Below are 14,539 nucleotides of genomic sequence, written 5' to 3'. Positions count from 1 at the left end.
TCTGAACCTTGATTCTTAGGATTTATTGATGGCCTTGAATTGAATCTTTTAATCCTTAAATCAGGTAAATCAAGGTTCAGACAATGGAACTATACAAATATCGGGACTTATTTCTGTTGTAGTGGTGACAGTGTTTTGTCAGTAAGTGAATTTATCTGAACCATGATTCGTAGGATTTCCCTGATGGCCTTGATTGGAATCCTTTAATCTTCTAATCAGGTAAATCAAGGTTCAGACAATCGAACAATACAAATATCGGAACTTTAATTCAACGTGGTGGTGACAAGGTTTTGTCAGTCATCAAAAAATCGTGTTAATCTTTTAATCCCTAAATCGTGTCCTCGAAGCTATTCAATGCCCGCCATATAGTGCGCTCGTCTTTACGGAATTTTGCTTCGGCTTCCAGCACTGCCTGGTTTTTGGTGAGGCCGCGTACCTGCATCTGTGCGTGCACCCAAAGGTAAATTTCGCGGTAGCTGAATATTTTACTGGTGATAAAGCCAGCCTTATACATGGCCGAAAACGTGCCGTTATCGAATAATGTGTTTGCTGTTTGGATGTTCATGAGCCCCTCCTGTCTCCGCTGGCTAGCGGAGATGCTTTTGATTATTGAAATGGTTATTTATTTGAGATTTTGTTCCCCCTTCAGGGGGCTAGGGGGCTTCGCCTTAAAGATTCACCCGGTTTACTGTTTGGGCCAGTATATTCTGCTGATTGTTTACATCCTTCACATCCACGTAAATAGGAGGGAAGTTGTTGATCATTTGGTAGGCGAGGGTGTTGGCCAGGTCCTTTACATCGTTCATGGGTTGGTTGTAGTAGCGGTTGGCGTTGCCGCCATCGGTAAATATACCGCCTACGGCGTAGCCTTTGCCCATATTGGGTATCGAGAAGTCGCGACCGCCGTGTGCTACGTTGATAGCGCTGACCAGGTTGCGCGCCCATGGGTTGCGCATGGCTTCAGACACCACTACCGCTTCGCCGCTGCGCAGGTAGGCGTTGGTATTATCGGTACGACTATAGCCCGGGAGCAGCGCGCCGCGACCGTCGGAAAAGTACTGCCCGCCTGCTGCGAAGCCGGGCTTTTGCTTGATGATAGATGCCAGCGACGAAGCACCTACTGCAGCAACAATTGCCGTTTCGGCTATTGCTTTTGGCACACCTATGAACGGGATGCCGCCATCAGCCGCCCAGATACCCATGATAGAACGTTTGGTATCGATAATTACCTGCCCGGCTGCCGCCGCCTGGTGCGCTTTAAATGCTATGCGCGATGCTATAGTGTTTTTGCCAAATATGCCCATTGTGGCGTTTGACAGTGCTTCGGTGGTTTTGAGGTATTTTTTTTGATTTTCGGCTTCAGCATCCAACCGGGCTTTATTTAGTTGCTGTTGTTTTTTATCAAAGTCTGTTTTTACTTTTGCAAGGGCTGTTTCCTTTTTTCCCGCTGCATCAACAGCTTGTTGCCTTTCCAGGTCCAATAACTGTTGTCGCTGCTGAAACTCCGTTTTCCAATCCCCGCTGTCGTGAGATGTATCTATCTTATTGTTTAATTTGTCTTTTTGTTCTTCGAGCTGTTTTTCTAATCTTTCTTTAACAAAACTTTCGTCAAGCTTCTTTTTATCCTGATTATACTTCGCATCAATTTGCAGCTTAATTGAGTTAGCTTTATCAATGAGGGCTATTTCGCTATTTAGTGCCGTTTGTAATGCCTGCGCATCTTTTGCCCGGCCCTGCCTGTTCAAATCATCTATGCGCGTCTGTACCGCTGCCTTATCTGCTTCGGCCTGCTGCACGGTTTTATTAATTTCGGCAGATTTAGCTTCATACTCGTCTTTTAATTGCTGCAGCGCAATCTCTTGTGCATTCTTTCCGTATTCGCGCGCTGCTTTATCAAGTTGTTGCTGATACTCATCCAGCTTTTGTAAATCCTGGTCTCTAAAATTTTTTGTGATAGCGGCTAAGGTAGCTGCCCGTTCTTTTTCTAATTGTTCGAGTGTTTTTTTGTTGCCTTTATAACGCAGCTGTAATTCGTCAAAGTGTTTATTTACATCCTCAATCTGTTTAGCATAGCTGCTTAATAACAATTGCGCCTGCCTATCCTTAGAGGCCAGCAATTCATTGTTTGCATCGGCAATAATATCAGCCCTTTTAGGCCCTGTGTAGGGTTGTTTAATGTCGGGTGTTACATCATAACCTGATAGTATTTTTTGTGTTGCTTTTATGCGCGCTATAATTGGTATCGATTTGCTTTTAAAATCCTTTGAACCCGCATCCAGGGCTTTTAGTTCTGCATTTTGCCCTGCCAGCACTTGTTCCCAATAAGCCTTTCCGCTTAGCTTTACCGGCACCGTTACCCTTGGTGCCAAAGCTTTAAGCTGATTTTCTACTATTTTGTTAATGTCTTTTATCCGCTTGTTTATATCCGCTTCCTGGTCTAAAACTACCTGGTAAGCCTTCTCGGCATTGGCTGCTTTGTCAACTTCTCGAGTAATGTCCTTGCCAGTTCCCATGGTGATTGTTTCGTTCTCTATGCCAAATCCTGGGTCTTTCAATCTGCCCCGCCGATACTTTTCTACATCTTTTTTGGCATCATTTAAACCCTTAGCCATGTCCATTTTCTCTTTTAATAAGTCGGCCATTTTTAGTTGTGCTGAATCTTCAATAGCCTTGCGTTTTAGGGCTTTTGTGTACTCATCTACCGCTACTGTACCTGCCTTGGTATTGATATTTGCAAGCGTTAATGATTTCAGGTGTTCGGGCGATAAATCGTTTAACTTCTTTATTGCTTCGATGCGGGTATCCTGTGCCACGTTATTGTTTTTGGCCACCGCCAACAATATTTCAAATTCGGCCCGTTGTTTAGATACATTTTGAGTATAAGTTAGTAAAACATCATTGTAATCTTTTAGCGCCTGCGCTGCAGCCCGTGCTTTCGACGATTCGAACAGGTTGCCTATAAACGATAACACTTTTGGCCCATAGGTGGTGATAAGGGTAATACCTACCGATAAGGCGTTGTTCCATGAGAAAAGGGCGCTGCCTAACTCCAGTAAAACGCTTTTTGGTTTTTGCCCTGAGGCAGCCAACTCCTTATTTTGCTTATTTAGTTGCGCCATGGCCTCTACAACCTCGGGCAGTTTTTCTGCAATTCCCTTAAAGCCTGCCTCTATCCCCTCAGAAAATTCGGGCAGTTTGCTGTTTACGCCGCTGAGGGAACTTTTTAGTTTATCAATGGCGTCTGAATACTCTTTAACGGCTTTGATGTCATCACCGGTAATTGCGGTTTTATTTGTATCGCTCATGTTTATATGTTTGTAATGCCATTTGGCATAGTTGGTTAACGTGCATTAATATTTCTGAAAGGTTGTTAAAATTTAATTGATTCTTTTTTTGACGCAATAGGCCAGGGGATGTAAATCAAGCTATCTGCAAGCGTGTAACCCTTGGGCAAAGGTTCGGGTAACGTATCCAACACGGCGTTATTTAGCTTTATAACGTAAAACAAGCCGGTTACATCTTTCTCGTCGAGGTCTTTCGTAGCCAGTAAATGTTGCGACAAAAAGACCCCTATCAAGCCGGATTTTTGTTGACGTAATTTTTGAAATGAAATTAAAACGTGAACGTTACACACATAAGGTTTAGATCCGGGGTTTAAATATGATTTTGCCTTTGCTGTTTCATCTGCAAAAAGGTACATAGCATCTATCTCTTTCTCTGTTAAAGGCCTTACCAGCCGGTATATGCTTGTGCCGTGGCTTTTTCTATCGATTAATTTTTCATCCAGATACACTTTATCGCCTGGTTTAAAACCGGCAAACAGATATTTATAGTATTGGACAAATACATAGCCATAATTATTTACTACAAAGATTGTAATAGCAATAGCGCAAGCAGTAAAAGCTAGAATTACTTTTTTCCTGGTGAATGTTCCGTTTTTTTGTGATTGTTCAATTGGCTTAGGCATGGTGTTTTGTATTTAAAATATAAATGCTAATTTTATTGGTAAATTTACGATTGAAAAGTGTTAAAACCAAACTAAGCAGACATTTTTTAATCAACAAATTGCGTGTGGAGGGTCCGCTACCCCAGTTTCACCAACTCCACTTTTACCGGCTGGCCTTTGCGCCAGCTGTCTATTTTGTTGATGTAGTAGTAGGCGCTGTCCTGCTCCAGGTATATTGGGATAAGCAAATCCAGCTCCAGTATATCGCGCGGGTTCAGCATAAAGTAGCGTACCACCTTTTTGGTTTGCTGTAGTATCTTCTCCAGTTCGGGATAGTAAGCCTTGCGGAGGTCTTCCCAAAGCAGGCTGTATTCCTCGCCGGATTTGTAGAAATAGGGCACCGATATGTAGTCGTTCACATATTTATCGTTGGCAGGGTTGCCATCCGTAAATTTGATTGTTTTGCCGCCGTAGTTACGCAAGTCTATCTTTTTATCTATCAGTAGCCTTGGCGATACGCCAATACTGAAATCGTTATCTGTGCTGCCATCTTCTATCATTTTTATCAGCGCGATGCTGTTGCCAATGTAAGGGCGGTTAAGGGTAGGGGCAAACTGGCTCTCGAATAAATCTGCGCTGGCCGGCAGGGTTTTATCCTTCACGTTTATCTGGCTATCGGCGAAGCCTTTAGGCAGCGCGGCATCGTCTTCCTTGTATTTCAGATAATTCACTTGTGCGTAGTTGCCCAATTGAAATGTGATGCTCTTGCCATGGTCCAGGCATTTGCGGCTCCAGTTTTTGGCTATGGGGATGTTGCCGACGATATCTTTAAACGAGGCAAAGTTGATACTGCGTGTGTTGCTGTCTGTTTGGCAAACAACGCCGAAACGTTGCAGCACATCTTTAAGCAGGTCTTTCTGGGCAATATCGGGGAAGATGCGTTCGCATTGCACGTCCTGCCCGTATAAAACCTGCTCACTGGTAGGCTTTATTTCAAAGGTGGCCCCGGCGTATATGGTAAACATTGAAGGTCGTTTCTTAAAGAACTCGTACCTGATGCTTATCTGGTCGCCAACATTCATAGCTGTTTGGGCAGATACGATGATGTTCTCCGGTTCGATATATCCCAACAACCCAACGCCGAACAACCCACCGCCCGACGTACCGGGTACCCGCGTAAAGCTGCTAAGGTCAAGTGTGTGCTCAACCAATATATCATCCACCGTTGTTTGCCTGTGTATGGATATTTTCATGTAAGAACCATCTGTAGAATCGGGCTTTCCCTGAAACTTCATCTTAGGGATGGTTACTTTGATATTTACATTGCTTATCCGTTTTGAGGTAAAGGTATCGTTGCTGTATTGGTGAGCATCATCGTTGTTGATGATGCTGAAAGGGATAATCCCCTTGTTCCCTGCAGATGTAAGATGATAGACGCTGAAATCCATCCCGGTGGTGGCCATCAGGCCGGTAGGGTTGGGGCGGTTTTGGTAATCGGTACCGTGGTTAAAGGCATCGTTGCTAAACTGAGCAATGAGCAGCGGATAAAGCGGGTTGCTTAACAACGAACCGGTTGCCTTATAGCCTACCGAAGCCACCATCAAATCGATAGCGGTTTTGATGAAGAAACCGGGCCTAAGGTTGCGCACGTTTACCTCATTGCTGCCGACGGCGTTGTACACCAGGTTGCCGTAATCTACCACGGGCCATATCCAGCCGCTGGTATGCGATTGCGATGCGGCTACACTATCCACGTTCCAGGTATGCTGGTAGGGCTCGAAAGGGTGATTCAGGCCATATGGCGTTGCTTCATCGCCCATTTCGTAAAGCTTACCGCTCAGGGCATCAAAGAAATCCACGTTGCCGCTAAGTACGGTAAGGGAAGCGTTATCGTCTTCCACTCCGTTCAGCACGGCTATGCCGTTGGGAATGATCTCCAACCCGTCCTGAACAATTTTCGCTTCGTAATTATCATAAGGTTGCTGCGTAGAAAAAGCAATATCATCGGGGAAGCCGAGTATTTGCCGGTTGCGTTGCGTTAATGGCAGCTTAAACTGGTTGCTGGTGTTGCCCTGTTGGTTCTTCACCTCGGCCAGGTTATTTATCTGGAAGGTGAGGGCGATTGGGCTATCGTCGGCCAGGTCGGCCAGCTGGTTATTGATGTATAGTTGCATTTGGTTGAGAATTGTTGGAAAGTTGTAAGGTTGGAAAGTTTTAAGGTTTTAAGATTGGAAAGGCATTGTAACATTTCAACTTTAAAACTTTCCAACCTTTCAACCACTTACTGCGTTTGTATATTAATTGCCGGCATGTTGAACGTTACGCTGAAAGGCGCCTGGCCGTTGCGGGTTTCGTATTCGCTGTAGGTGGCGGTGTTGATGACTACGGTTTGCCACTTCACCGGGTTTTTGTTTACCAGTAGTTGCACCTTGGGCGAGTATTTGATGCTCTGCAGGCCTTTTATATCGGCTACCGACAGATCCTCGGCTACAACTTTCATCTTTTGCCCGGCGGTTTTGCTTATCACGTCTTCTATGCCTTGCTGGTTTTCCCAGTCGGTAACGTAGTTTTTAATAATTACGGCGTTCTGTACATCAAGGCTTATTTCCTGGTTAAAAACAAAGCGGTAGTAGTTCCAGCTGCCGCTGAGGCCTATCCAGCGCAGGTAAACCGAGTTATCGTCGATGGCATCATCTACCCGTAGGGTTTGGGTTTGATTGAGGGCATGCACGCCATCATTATCGGCGTACTTCAACGTTATATTGATGTAATAAACCTCATCAGCGAACCGGCCGCTTAATAGTAACCTGTTTAGCCCAGGTTGCCCGTTCACGGGGATAATACCGCTGTTTTGCCTGGTGGTGATCAGTTTGCTTCCGTCGGAATTAAGTATGCCGCCGCCATCCTCAGTTAACAGGTAACCCGTTTGTGGTCCGCCTGGTAGGGGCATGCGGTTAATATCAAGCAGGGTGTACTCGCAATACACGTCGAGCCCTTCCATTTCCTCGCTATAAATGAAGCCTATATCGAAGGGATAGCCGTTGCTGTAGGCCGGTTCGGCAAAATCGCATATCCATTTTGCAGCGGGCAGGCCGTCGGCAAGGTTGGCAAAGGGCACATATGCCGCCAGGTTGCCGCCGTAGCGTTCTCCTAATTGCTTGGCGGCATATAGCACGTGAAAATTATGGCCAATGGGTATAAATGCCGATTGCTTGCTTACGCCATCCTCGTCCCATTCCTCGGCGTAGGCAATCTGGTAGCTTGCGCTCAGGTTATCGTCCCAATAAGTGTTCTGCGCGTAATTGCTGGCATCTTGTGCGTGCAGCAGGCTCTGGGCAAAATTGGAGATGTCGGCTTTCACCAATCCGTTGCTATCCGGCCGGTTGGTTGATGTAATGGTTTTTGCCGTGCCGGTTTGTTTATCGGTATAGGTTATTTGCGTAAGCACTTTGTAATAGGGCCGCATCTTGTTGATATTGATGAAGCCGACTGCGTTGCCCGCAAACGTTGTGCGGATGGTGAGGTAGGCATTACCTACAACTTTTTCTACCTCATAAACGCCCACGTAGGGTGCGGCGTTTACATAAACCTTATCGCCGGGCAATAATGTTGGTTTGCCCGATACCGGGTTAAGCACGGTATTCACTTGTAAAGTGACGTAGCCCGATGTGCTATCGGGGCTTGCGGCGATGATACCGAAATCCTTACGCTGGTAGGTAAACACGATAGGGTTGAAGGCCGCGTTCCAATGAGAGGTATTGCCATCGGGCAGCGTTGCCGATGGGCCCGACACCAGCAGGCTGCTTAATGTAGGCAGCAATACGCTCAACTCGGCGTAGCAGCCGTTGCTATCGCGCACGTAAACGGTTTTTACGCCTCCGTTAAGACCGGTAAAAACGGGCGATTGCTGGAACGTTATATTATCCAGGCTGTATTGGATGCCGCCATAACTGCTTGTTGCATGCGCGGTTATTTGCCCGTCGTTCGCCCCGGTAGCGGTTTCAGGTTTGGTTATGCTGATGGAGCTGATGGCCAGGTCGCAGCCGCTAACTATAGGGTCGGTATCCCCCGTGCCGGGTACTAACTCCAGTACGCTGAAGTCGATGTAAAAATGGTAGGTTTCCTCGCCCAGGAAATTGTATCGCCTATCGCTGAAGGTTCCGGAGTAAATCATTTTGCTTTGCCCGGAAATGATGACCTCCTGCTGGCTTATGCTGCCGTTGTCATCTATACGGTAAGTTACTTTGCAATTGTTGCCATTGGCCGGCTCGTTGGTTACGGTATCGATGATGGAGATGTAAATGTCGCCGCGGTCGGTCTCGCCGCCGTTTTGGTCGGGGTAGGTTGATACCAGGTTGAGGTAGTCTATTTTTGCTATTAAGCTCATTTTATTGTTTTTGATTTCACAGATTTTAATGATTACACCGATTTGTTAAGAAGTGGCGGCTAAAACGCGTCGTAATACATGGTATTGAGGGTGATGGTGAGGCCTACACCGGTAGTGTTGGTATCGTACTTATTATAGACAGGCAGGCATTTGGCCTTCTCGCCGGCTTTTATGCGGAAGTAGCGGCCCTCGCCATCGCGGTATTTGGCGGCTTTTACCATAAACTGGTTGGCCATTTGCAGGGCTTGCTGCACATAGGTTTCGTTTTCGGCGGTGTATTGGCCAAACTCGGTCTTGTATAAAAACTCCAGGTAAAGGGTAAAAACATTGTCTACCGAGCCATTCACCTGCGGCGATACCACAATGGGCTGCAGCGGGTAAAGCATTACGCAGGGGAAAGCGGCATCATCGGCCAGGGTGTTCAGTTCTTTTTCGGTGCCGTACAAAAAGCCCGGCGTGCCCGTGAGTATTTGGGTGATGGATTGGATTTGGTTGCGCATGGGTTAGTAGGAGCCCCCCGGCCCCCTGAAGGGGGAGCTTTTGATTTTATCCCCCCCGGCCCGCTGAATGGGGAGTGAGGGTTCACAGGGATTTTATGTTAATAGAAGTGTTATCGGTCGATATGCTATTCAAAAGTTCCCCCTTCAGGGGGTTAGGGGGCTCGCCAGCTCTGCATATCTTTTTTGGTATTCCGCCTCGGTTTTGTTGAGGAGCAGCTTGGTGAGGATGCGTTCGTAGGGGATAGCCAGGATAAGGTTCCATTTGGTAATATCGCCTCCGGCAAGGGAGTTTACGGTATTGATATACCTAAACTTTTCGAAAGCGTGTATGCCAGCCCTTTTTTCAAGAGCTGTAGCAGCTGATGCCAAAAGCCTGTTTTCGGCTTCGATAAGTTGGGAAAGTTCATAAAAAAATGCTTTGCGATGGGCAGCGCCTCCGTTACCCATAGTTTTTTGATGACATCAGTAAAACTCGCGGCAGCGTATTCATCATAGGTGTTACCTGTGGCCCGGCAATAAAAATAATAAGCGAGTACTTTGCAGCATGCTGTAAGCGAGGGGTTAAAGTATTCCTGCCAGTTTTCTTCGCCATACTTTTTGATGTGGGCGGCAATCTCATCGGCTATCACATCTCTTGCTGCCATAAAGGCCCCTGCCGGCTCTACCGAAAGATTTTTGAGCACATCCAGCTTTACCTGTTTTTCGCCTACTTCCAGCGTAACGGTTTTAGGCACGGCATCGCTATCGTACAAGTATTTTATCTGCTGCGACAGGTTAAGCACCGCATCGGCAAAATCCATAAAATCATCTGCGTTGCTTACGTTTTGCAGCTCGGTGGCCGGAACCCCCGATAGAATGCTGATGGCATCCAGATCCTTAAGGTCGGGGGCTTCCTGCAATTGCATCATTTGTCCTAAGGTTACTTCGCTTAGTTGCTGCGGCATGCTGATTAGTAGCTTGCCTTGGGTTGTTTTGAGTGTTTTTTGTATCATATTATTGTTTTCACTGATTTCACCGATTTATTTGATTTCACCGATTTTGTTGTGTTTGATTTTTTGCATATTGTTGTTTTATGGCGCTCAAGAGAGCTTCGCCGTTTCACCGATTGCACAGATTGCCATCGCCGTTAAGCCATCCCAATATGTTCTTCAAAAACTCCCCCTTCAGGGGGCGGGGGGCTTATGCCATGCCGATAAGCTCGTCGAAAACTCCTCCGTTGGCTAACGGAGGCTGGGGGGCTGGCAGTGTACTTTTTAGCGTTTTGGGCGCTTCTATCTTTAGTTTGTTAAGGGCAACGTAGCGCAGTGGGTCTATCAGATGGTTGCAGGCATCTATGGGTTGGTTGGTGGTTTTGCCGGTCCTGTTTACCTTCCATTTGTATTTGCCCAGCTCTTTGCGCAGGTTTACGCTGGCACGGGTTACGTTTATCTTAAAGCGTTTTAGTATGTCTATAGAGTGGACGATGCTGTCCGCACCCTTTTTTGCGGGCGTAATGTACCAGCCCATCCGTTTAAGTTCTTCAATCGTTTTCGGCTCCGCGCTATCGGCAATTATCTCGGTGTTTTTGCTGATACCCGCGGCTTTGAGGCGTTTGGCTAAATCGGTATTGGTGAGGCCGGTTTCATACAATACCTCATCTACCCAAAGTTCGCCGTTTTGGCGATACACCAGCAGGCAACCCGTTTCATCGTTGGTAAAACCAAAATCGAGCCCGGCAGCCAGTAGTTTGGCATCTGGGGGAATGCCTTCGCATACGAACCAGTTGTTGAATACCAGCCCTTTAATTTTGCCGGTAAGGCCCCTTGCGTAAACCTTCCATAATTCCAGGTCGACGTTTTTAAGTGCTTCTATTTTTTTATGGATGTGTTCGTCGGCAAATGGGTTGTGCCGGTGGTCTGATATGATCAGCTGCACGCCTTCGCGGCCTATCAGGTTTTCGTGCACCCAGAACTCGTGGTTGGGGTTATAATCGATATAAACGCGTTTGCTGGTGCGCAGGGCCAATTCGCTATACACATCCCATTTGATGCCATTGGCTTCGTTTACGAAGAGGTAATCTCTCTTGCCCGATTTGGCATCCTGCGCGTCGCTGTAGCTTTTGAACTCAATGATACTCTGGTTGTGGAACTCGAAAATACTGTCTGTTTTGTTATAGTTTTTTACGCTGCGCATAAACACTTTGGATGTTTTATGGATTTTGATGGCATCGCGGAGCGCGCCGGCTTTTAAATTGGGCATATCCTGGCCTACTACCGTTATAACAAGCGTTTCGGCGGCAGCCAGCACAAACAATATCTGTATAATAGAATACGTTTTGCCGGAGCTTGTGCCGCCCTGGTTTACGATTACGTGCGCCGCCGAATCGTAGTTATGCTTAAATACGGCGGTAGTTTTCATTTTGGGGTATTTACTGGCTGGCATGTTTGGGTGGTTTTTTGGTTATACGATTACGTCCTTTTCGCTGCCCGAAACTTTGGGGCCGGCCTCGACTATTTCTACCCGTATTTTTTTCGGCGGTGCGCTTTGCGGCGCATTGGCGGTATCAGCCCAGCCCATGCAGCGCAGGGCGAACATGGCACCGGTAGGAGCAGGCAGGTGTAGCTTCTTCTCGTACTCGGCTTCTACGCGTAGGCGTGCCGTACGCAAGATTTTTTTGTGCTTGCCTTTTTGCTCGTAAGCCACGAAATCGTCCATACTAGCAAAGCCGATAAAAAGGGCCAGGCCGGTGAGCAGGGCCGGTTCGGGAGGCCTGTGCTTGTTGGCCTGATTGTTTGTGGCGGCTTCGTTGTTTTGGGTTTGGGCTGTCTTTGCAGCCTCGGGGTAATCGTCGCCTTTAATATGGCGGAAATAGCCCTCGATACGACCGACAAGATCGCTGGCGTTTGATAAGAATAGCATGGGGTGTTGATTTATGATTAAAATGCCGGTTGGCATACTTTATATACAAATGTAAGGAAAATTATTTATAATTGCTAATAATTTTAGAAATAAAATTTGTTTTGCTAAAAAAATCATAAATTAAAATTAAAAAATAATTTCCTTTTAAATAGAAAATATTTACATTTGTGTATGGAGGATAAAGAAAACAAAACCAGGCAGGCCGGTGCGCGTAAAAACCAGGCACCTGCGCGGCCATATGCCAATTTTGATACACCGGTATCTATGGTGCACGAGCTAATAGTGCCTTACGAAACCTTCTTTAAATCTCCGCTGGCCAAGTTAGGCGCTATAAAAGAGGGGCTACAACCCGGTGCCTTAACCACATTGTTGCAGGTTACCGGCGTTACCCAAATAGATATTGCCAAATGGCTTGATATTACCGAGCCAACACTGCGCAAGCATATACAAAGCAGCAAAGGCCTAAACCCCGGCCTCAGCGAGCACATTATACAGCTATTAGAGCTTTTTGATAAGGGGCTTGATACTTTTGGCTCGCTTGATGAATTTAAAAGCTGGCTGCGCCATTACAACATTGGTATTGATGCTACCCCTTTTGATATGCTGGATACCATCACCGGCATCAGCATTGTAATGAGCGAGCTAATCCGTATAGATTATGGGGTTACCGCTTAATTGTTGAAAGGTTGGAAGGTTGTTTTTTTTTTGAAAGGTTTAAAAGTTGGAAGGTTGTAAAGTTATAACCGTTGTTTGGATTGATCTGAAGAGCAAAGCATCTCTGCAAGTTAGCCCCTGTAACCATCTCAACCCCTAACCTTTCCAATCTTCCAACATTTCAACCTTCTTTCAACATTTCAACCTTCCACCTTTTCAACCTTCCAACAACTCAAATGAACACCTACCGCATAGGCCAAACCAAATACGCTGCCGATCGTAAAGGCTCAGGCATCGACGGGCGCTGGAACTCGCGGGGCCGGTATGTAATTTATACAGGCGGCTCGCTGGCATTATCATGCCTCGAAAAATTGGCACATACCGCAGGCACCTCCTTGTACACCGGGGATTTTTCGGTCACGATGTTTAACGTGCCGGCCAAATTAGCTATTAAAGAAATAAGCCTGGAGCAATTAACCCGGCTAAGCCCCGACTGGCAAAAAGTATTAAATTATCCCATTACCCAAATGCTGGGCGATACCTGGCTGCAAAAGATGGAAACGGCGGTGCTGAAAGTGCCCTCCGCCATTATAGATTTGGAGTACAACTACCTGTTTAACCCCGCTCACCCCGATTTTGAAAAGGTCAAAATTACCGCCATTAAAAAGTTTTCGTTTGACGAACGGCTGCGTGCCTAAAGGCTTTTAAGTGGCGAATGCCGGCTGGTGGCCATGTAAATAGCTACCAGCTAAAACAGTTGATTTACAAACAAAATTATTGTAAAAAACACACGTAATCAGGCAAACCTTTTGTGGCCCAAACACGTACTATATAATAGTTAAAAAGTGTTAAGCTTTTTTTGTGCGAGCGAGATTCGCTAGGGACTTTACAGAAATATTTTTTACTTTTGGGCCATCAATTTACCTATGCATCCAAAACGGTTTACTAACTGGTACGTTTCGTTCGTTTTGCTCCTTGCGCTAATGGCATCTGCGTGCCAGAAAGACCAGGGCGATAAAGCTGTGGACCAGAAAAAAGCCGTAGCCGCCGCCGATAGCGCCCTCGCCGCAACCCCCGCCACCAACTTTTTGGCAGCAAGCGGTACCTTGACTTTCGATTTACAGGATTCTACCTACACTTTCGACGCTGCAAAAGATTCTATAGCATTCGTAAACATCAGCGTTGGCGATAACCGTTACTTTGGCATAACGGCCATAAATAAGGCCCACACCATGAGTTTTGCCATCAGCAGTAAAGGCACTGCCGCTGCTTCAATTACCAAAGGGGTAGAGGGTAGCCAACTGTTGCTTCGCCCCGATGCACTGCACATCAAACAATACAGCCTTACCCAGTTTACCGAGCCTGGTGATGCCGGGGTTATAGATTTGTTGCATTACAGGCAGGATAGCGTGCTGGCCACAGGTACTTTCTTTACTTTTTTAGCGCATGACGATAAAGCCGATTCGCCTTTTTACCGGGTGGAGGGTACTTTTAACCTCAAGCTTAAATAGAAGCTGAACACCGCCGAATTTTTATTGTAATTTATTGGAAATGACAATACGTCATATTGACACGTTATTGTAAAAAACAGGTTACCACTCTATTTAAGCAATCGTTGACTTTAAAAAATGGCCTTTTTTTCGTACATTTGCAGAAAATAAAGGAGATTAATGAAAGTATTTATTGGCGGCCTTCCACTAGAAGTGAACGAGGCTGAATTAAATGCGGTTTTTGAAGATTTTGGGCCGGTTAAGTCCCTCAGGATCGTAAAAGATCGTGAAACAAAAGAGAGCAGGGGTTTTGGGTTTGTTGAAATGGTGAACGAAGATGAAGCTAAAGAAGCTATAAGATGCATGAACGGGCAAAGCTATTACGGCAAACGCATTACTGTTAACATAGCCGAGGATAAAGGTCCTGGCTTTAACGGTGGCGGCGGTGGCCGCGGCGGGTTTAGCCGCAATTAAGCACCCCTACAATATTTTCTTTTGAGAAGCCGGCATCGCCCGGCTTTTTTTGTGTGCGCCCGGCACGGGCGCAAGCTATAGGGTGAGAGTCCCGAACGCGCCTTGATAGTGGGAAGCGTTAACCAAAAGCAAGGGTGTCGTGGGTGACTGCGAATCTGAAGGAAGCTGGCGGTAAATCTCTGGCCTGACG

13 protein-coding genes are annotated in these 14,539 nt (G+C 46.4%); 4 read left to right on the top strand and 9 right to left on the bottom strand.

Annotated features, from left to right (window positions below; all coding sequences use genetic code 11):
• Window positions 1-328: 328 nt before the first annotated feature.
• The 9 genes from AC1DYT_RS19765 to AC1DYT_RS19725 form a co-directional block, all read right to left on the bottom strand.
• On the bottom strand, window positions 329-565 hold the full coding sequence (locus tag AC1DYT_RS19765) for a hypothetical protein (protein ID WP_477471248.1): 237 nt from the start codon (window positions 563-565) through the stop codon (window positions 329-331).
• A gap of 103 nt (window positions 566-668) precedes the next feature.
• Window positions 669-3,305, bottom strand: a complete 2,637-nt coding sequence (locus tag AC1DYT_RS19760) for a coiled-coil domain-containing protein (protein WP_477471247.1) — start codon at window positions 3,303-3,305, stop codon at window positions 669-671.
• A gap of 65 nt (window positions 3,306-3,370) precedes the next feature.
• Entirely contained in the window at window positions 3,371-3,967 is a 597-nt protein-coding gene (locus AC1DYT_RS19755) for a hypothetical protein (protein ID WP_477471246.1), read from the bottom strand.
• 116 nt (window positions 3,968-4,083) lie between these two features.
• Window positions 4,084-6,120, bottom strand: coding sequence for a hypothetical protein (locus AC1DYT_RS19750; RefSeq protein WP_477471245.1), 2,037 nt, complete (start codon window positions 6,118-6,120; stop codon window positions 4,084-4,086).
• A 107-nt stretch (window positions 6,121-6,227) separates the two neighbouring features.
• Window positions 6,228-8,333, bottom strand: coding sequence for a hypothetical protein (locus tag AC1DYT_RS19745; RefSeq protein ID WP_477471244.1), 2,106 nt, complete (start codon window positions 8,331-8,333; stop codon window positions 6,228-6,230).
• 59 nt (window positions 8,334-8,392) lie between these two features.
• The gene (locus AC1DYT_RS19740) at window positions 8,393-8,833 is read right to left on the bottom strand and encodes a hypothetical protein (RefSeq protein WP_477471243.1); all 441 of its coding nucleotides are present in this window, start codon (window positions 8,831-8,833) and stop codon (window positions 8,393-8,395) included.
• Window positions 8,834-9,123: 290 nt separating this feature from the next.
• On the bottom strand, window positions 9,124-9,825 hold the full coding sequence (locus tag AC1DYT_RS19735) for a hypothetical protein (RefSeq protein ID WP_477471242.1): 702 nt from the start codon (window positions 9,823-9,825) through the stop codon (window positions 9,124-9,126).
• Between the two features lie 187 nt (window positions 9,826-10,012).
• Window positions 10,013-11,254, bottom strand: a complete 1,242-nt coding sequence (locus AC1DYT_RS19730) for a PBSX family phage terminase large subunit (RefSeq protein WP_477471241.1) — start codon at window positions 11,252-11,254, stop codon at window positions 10,013-10,015.
• Between the two features lie 18 nt (window positions 11,255-11,272).
• Window positions 11,273-11,731 (bottom strand): hypothetical protein, encoded by a 459-nt coding sequence (locus AC1DYT_RS19725; RefSeq protein WP_477471240.1) that lies wholly within the window; start codon window positions 11,729-11,731, stop codon window positions 11,273-11,275.
• A gap of 171 nt (window positions 11,732-11,902) precedes the next feature.
• Here AC1DYT_RS19725 and AC1DYT_RS19720 point away from each other — a divergent pair, with 171 nt between their 5' ends.
• The 4 genes from AC1DYT_RS19720 (at window position 11,903) to AC1DYT_RS19705 (ending at window position 14,349) form a co-directional block, all read left to right on the top strand.
• Window positions 11,903-12,406, top strand: coding sequence for an antitoxin Xre/MbcA/ParS toxin-binding domain-containing protein (locus tag AC1DYT_RS19720; RefSeq protein ID WP_477471239.1), 504 nt, complete (start codon window positions 11,903-11,905; stop codon window positions 12,404-12,406).
• 215 nt (window positions 12,407-12,621) lie between these two features.
• Window positions 12,622-13,083: an RES family NAD+ phosphorylase gene (locus AC1DYT_RS19715; RefSeq protein ID WP_477471238.1), complete on the top strand. Its 462-nt coding sequence runs from the start codon at window positions 12,622-12,624 to the stop codon at window positions 13,081-13,083.
• Between the two features lie 285 nt (window positions 13,084-13,368).
• Complete coding sequence (locus AC1DYT_RS19710) at window positions 13,369-13,896, top strand: hypothetical protein (protein ID WP_477471237.1); 528 nt, start codon at window positions 13,369-13,371, stop codon at window positions 13,894-13,896.
• A gap of 159 nt (window positions 13,897-14,055) precedes the next feature.
• A complete protein-coding gene (locus AC1DYT_RS19705; RefSeq protein WP_477459807.1) occupies window positions 14,056-14,349 on the top strand; it encodes an RNA recognition motif domain-containing protein in 294 nt (97 codons plus the stop codon).
• Window positions 14,350-14,539: the final 190 nt, after the last annotated feature.

Source organism: Mucilaginibacter sp. P1_D10 (genome assembly GCF_056406215.1).
The sequence above is the reverse complement of the archived record's forward strand: the minus strand, read 5'-3'. Positions and strand labels throughout refer to the sequence as shown.

Bases quoted from the DNA above. Each gene is read 5' to 3' on its own strand.
- AC1DYT_RS19740 (WP_477471243.1), bottom strand. From the start codon at position 8,833: ATGCGCAACCAAATCCAATCCATCACCCAAATACTCACGGGCACGCCG.
- AC1DYT_RS19760 (WP_477471247.1), bottom strand. From the start codon at position 3,305: ATGAGCGATACAAATAAAACCGCAATTACCGGTGATGACATCAAAGCC.
- AC1DYT_RS19755 (WP_477471246.1), bottom strand. From the start codon at position 3,967: ATGCCTAAGCCAATTGAACAATCACAAAAAAACGGAACATTCACCAGG.
- AC1DYT_RS19705 (WP_477459807.1), top strand. From the start codon at position 14,056: ATGAAAGTATTTATTGGCGGCCTTCCACTAGAAGTGAACGAGGCTGAA.
- AC1DYT_RS19725 (WP_477471240.1), bottom strand. From the start codon at position 11,731: ATGCTATTCTTATCAAACGCCAGCGATCTTGTCGGTCGTATCGAGGGC.
- AC1DYT_RS19745 (WP_477471244.1), bottom strand. From the start codon at position 8,333: ATGAGCTTAATAGCAAAAATAGACTACCTCAACCTGGTATCAACCTAC.
- AC1DYT_RS19730 (WP_477471241.1), bottom strand. From the start codon at position 11,254: ATGCCAGCCAGTAAATACCCCAAAATGAAAACTACCGCCGTATTTAAG.
- AC1DYT_RS19750 (WP_477471245.1), bottom strand. From the start codon at position 6,120: ATGCAACTATACATCAATAACCAGCTGGCCGACCTGGCCGACGATAGC.
- AC1DYT_RS19735 (WP_477471242.1), bottom strand. From the start codon at position 9,825: ATGATACAAAAAACACTCAAAACAACCCAAGGCAAGCTACTAATCAGC.
- AC1DYT_RS19710 (WP_477471237.1), top strand. From the start codon at position 13,369: ATGGCATCTGCGTGCCAGAAAGACCAGGGCGATAAAGCTGTGGACCAG.
- AC1DYT_RS19715 (WP_477471238.1), top strand. From the start codon at position 12,622: ATGAACACCTACCGCATAGGCCAAACCAAATACGCTGCCGATCGTAAA.
- AC1DYT_RS19720 (WP_477471239.1), top strand. From the start codon at position 11,903: ATGGAGGATAAAGAAAACAAAACCAGGCAGGCCGGTGCGCGTAAAAAC.
- AC1DYT_RS19765 (WP_477471248.1), bottom strand. From the start codon at position 565: ATGAACATCCAAACAGCAAACACATTATTCGATAACGGCACGTTTTCG.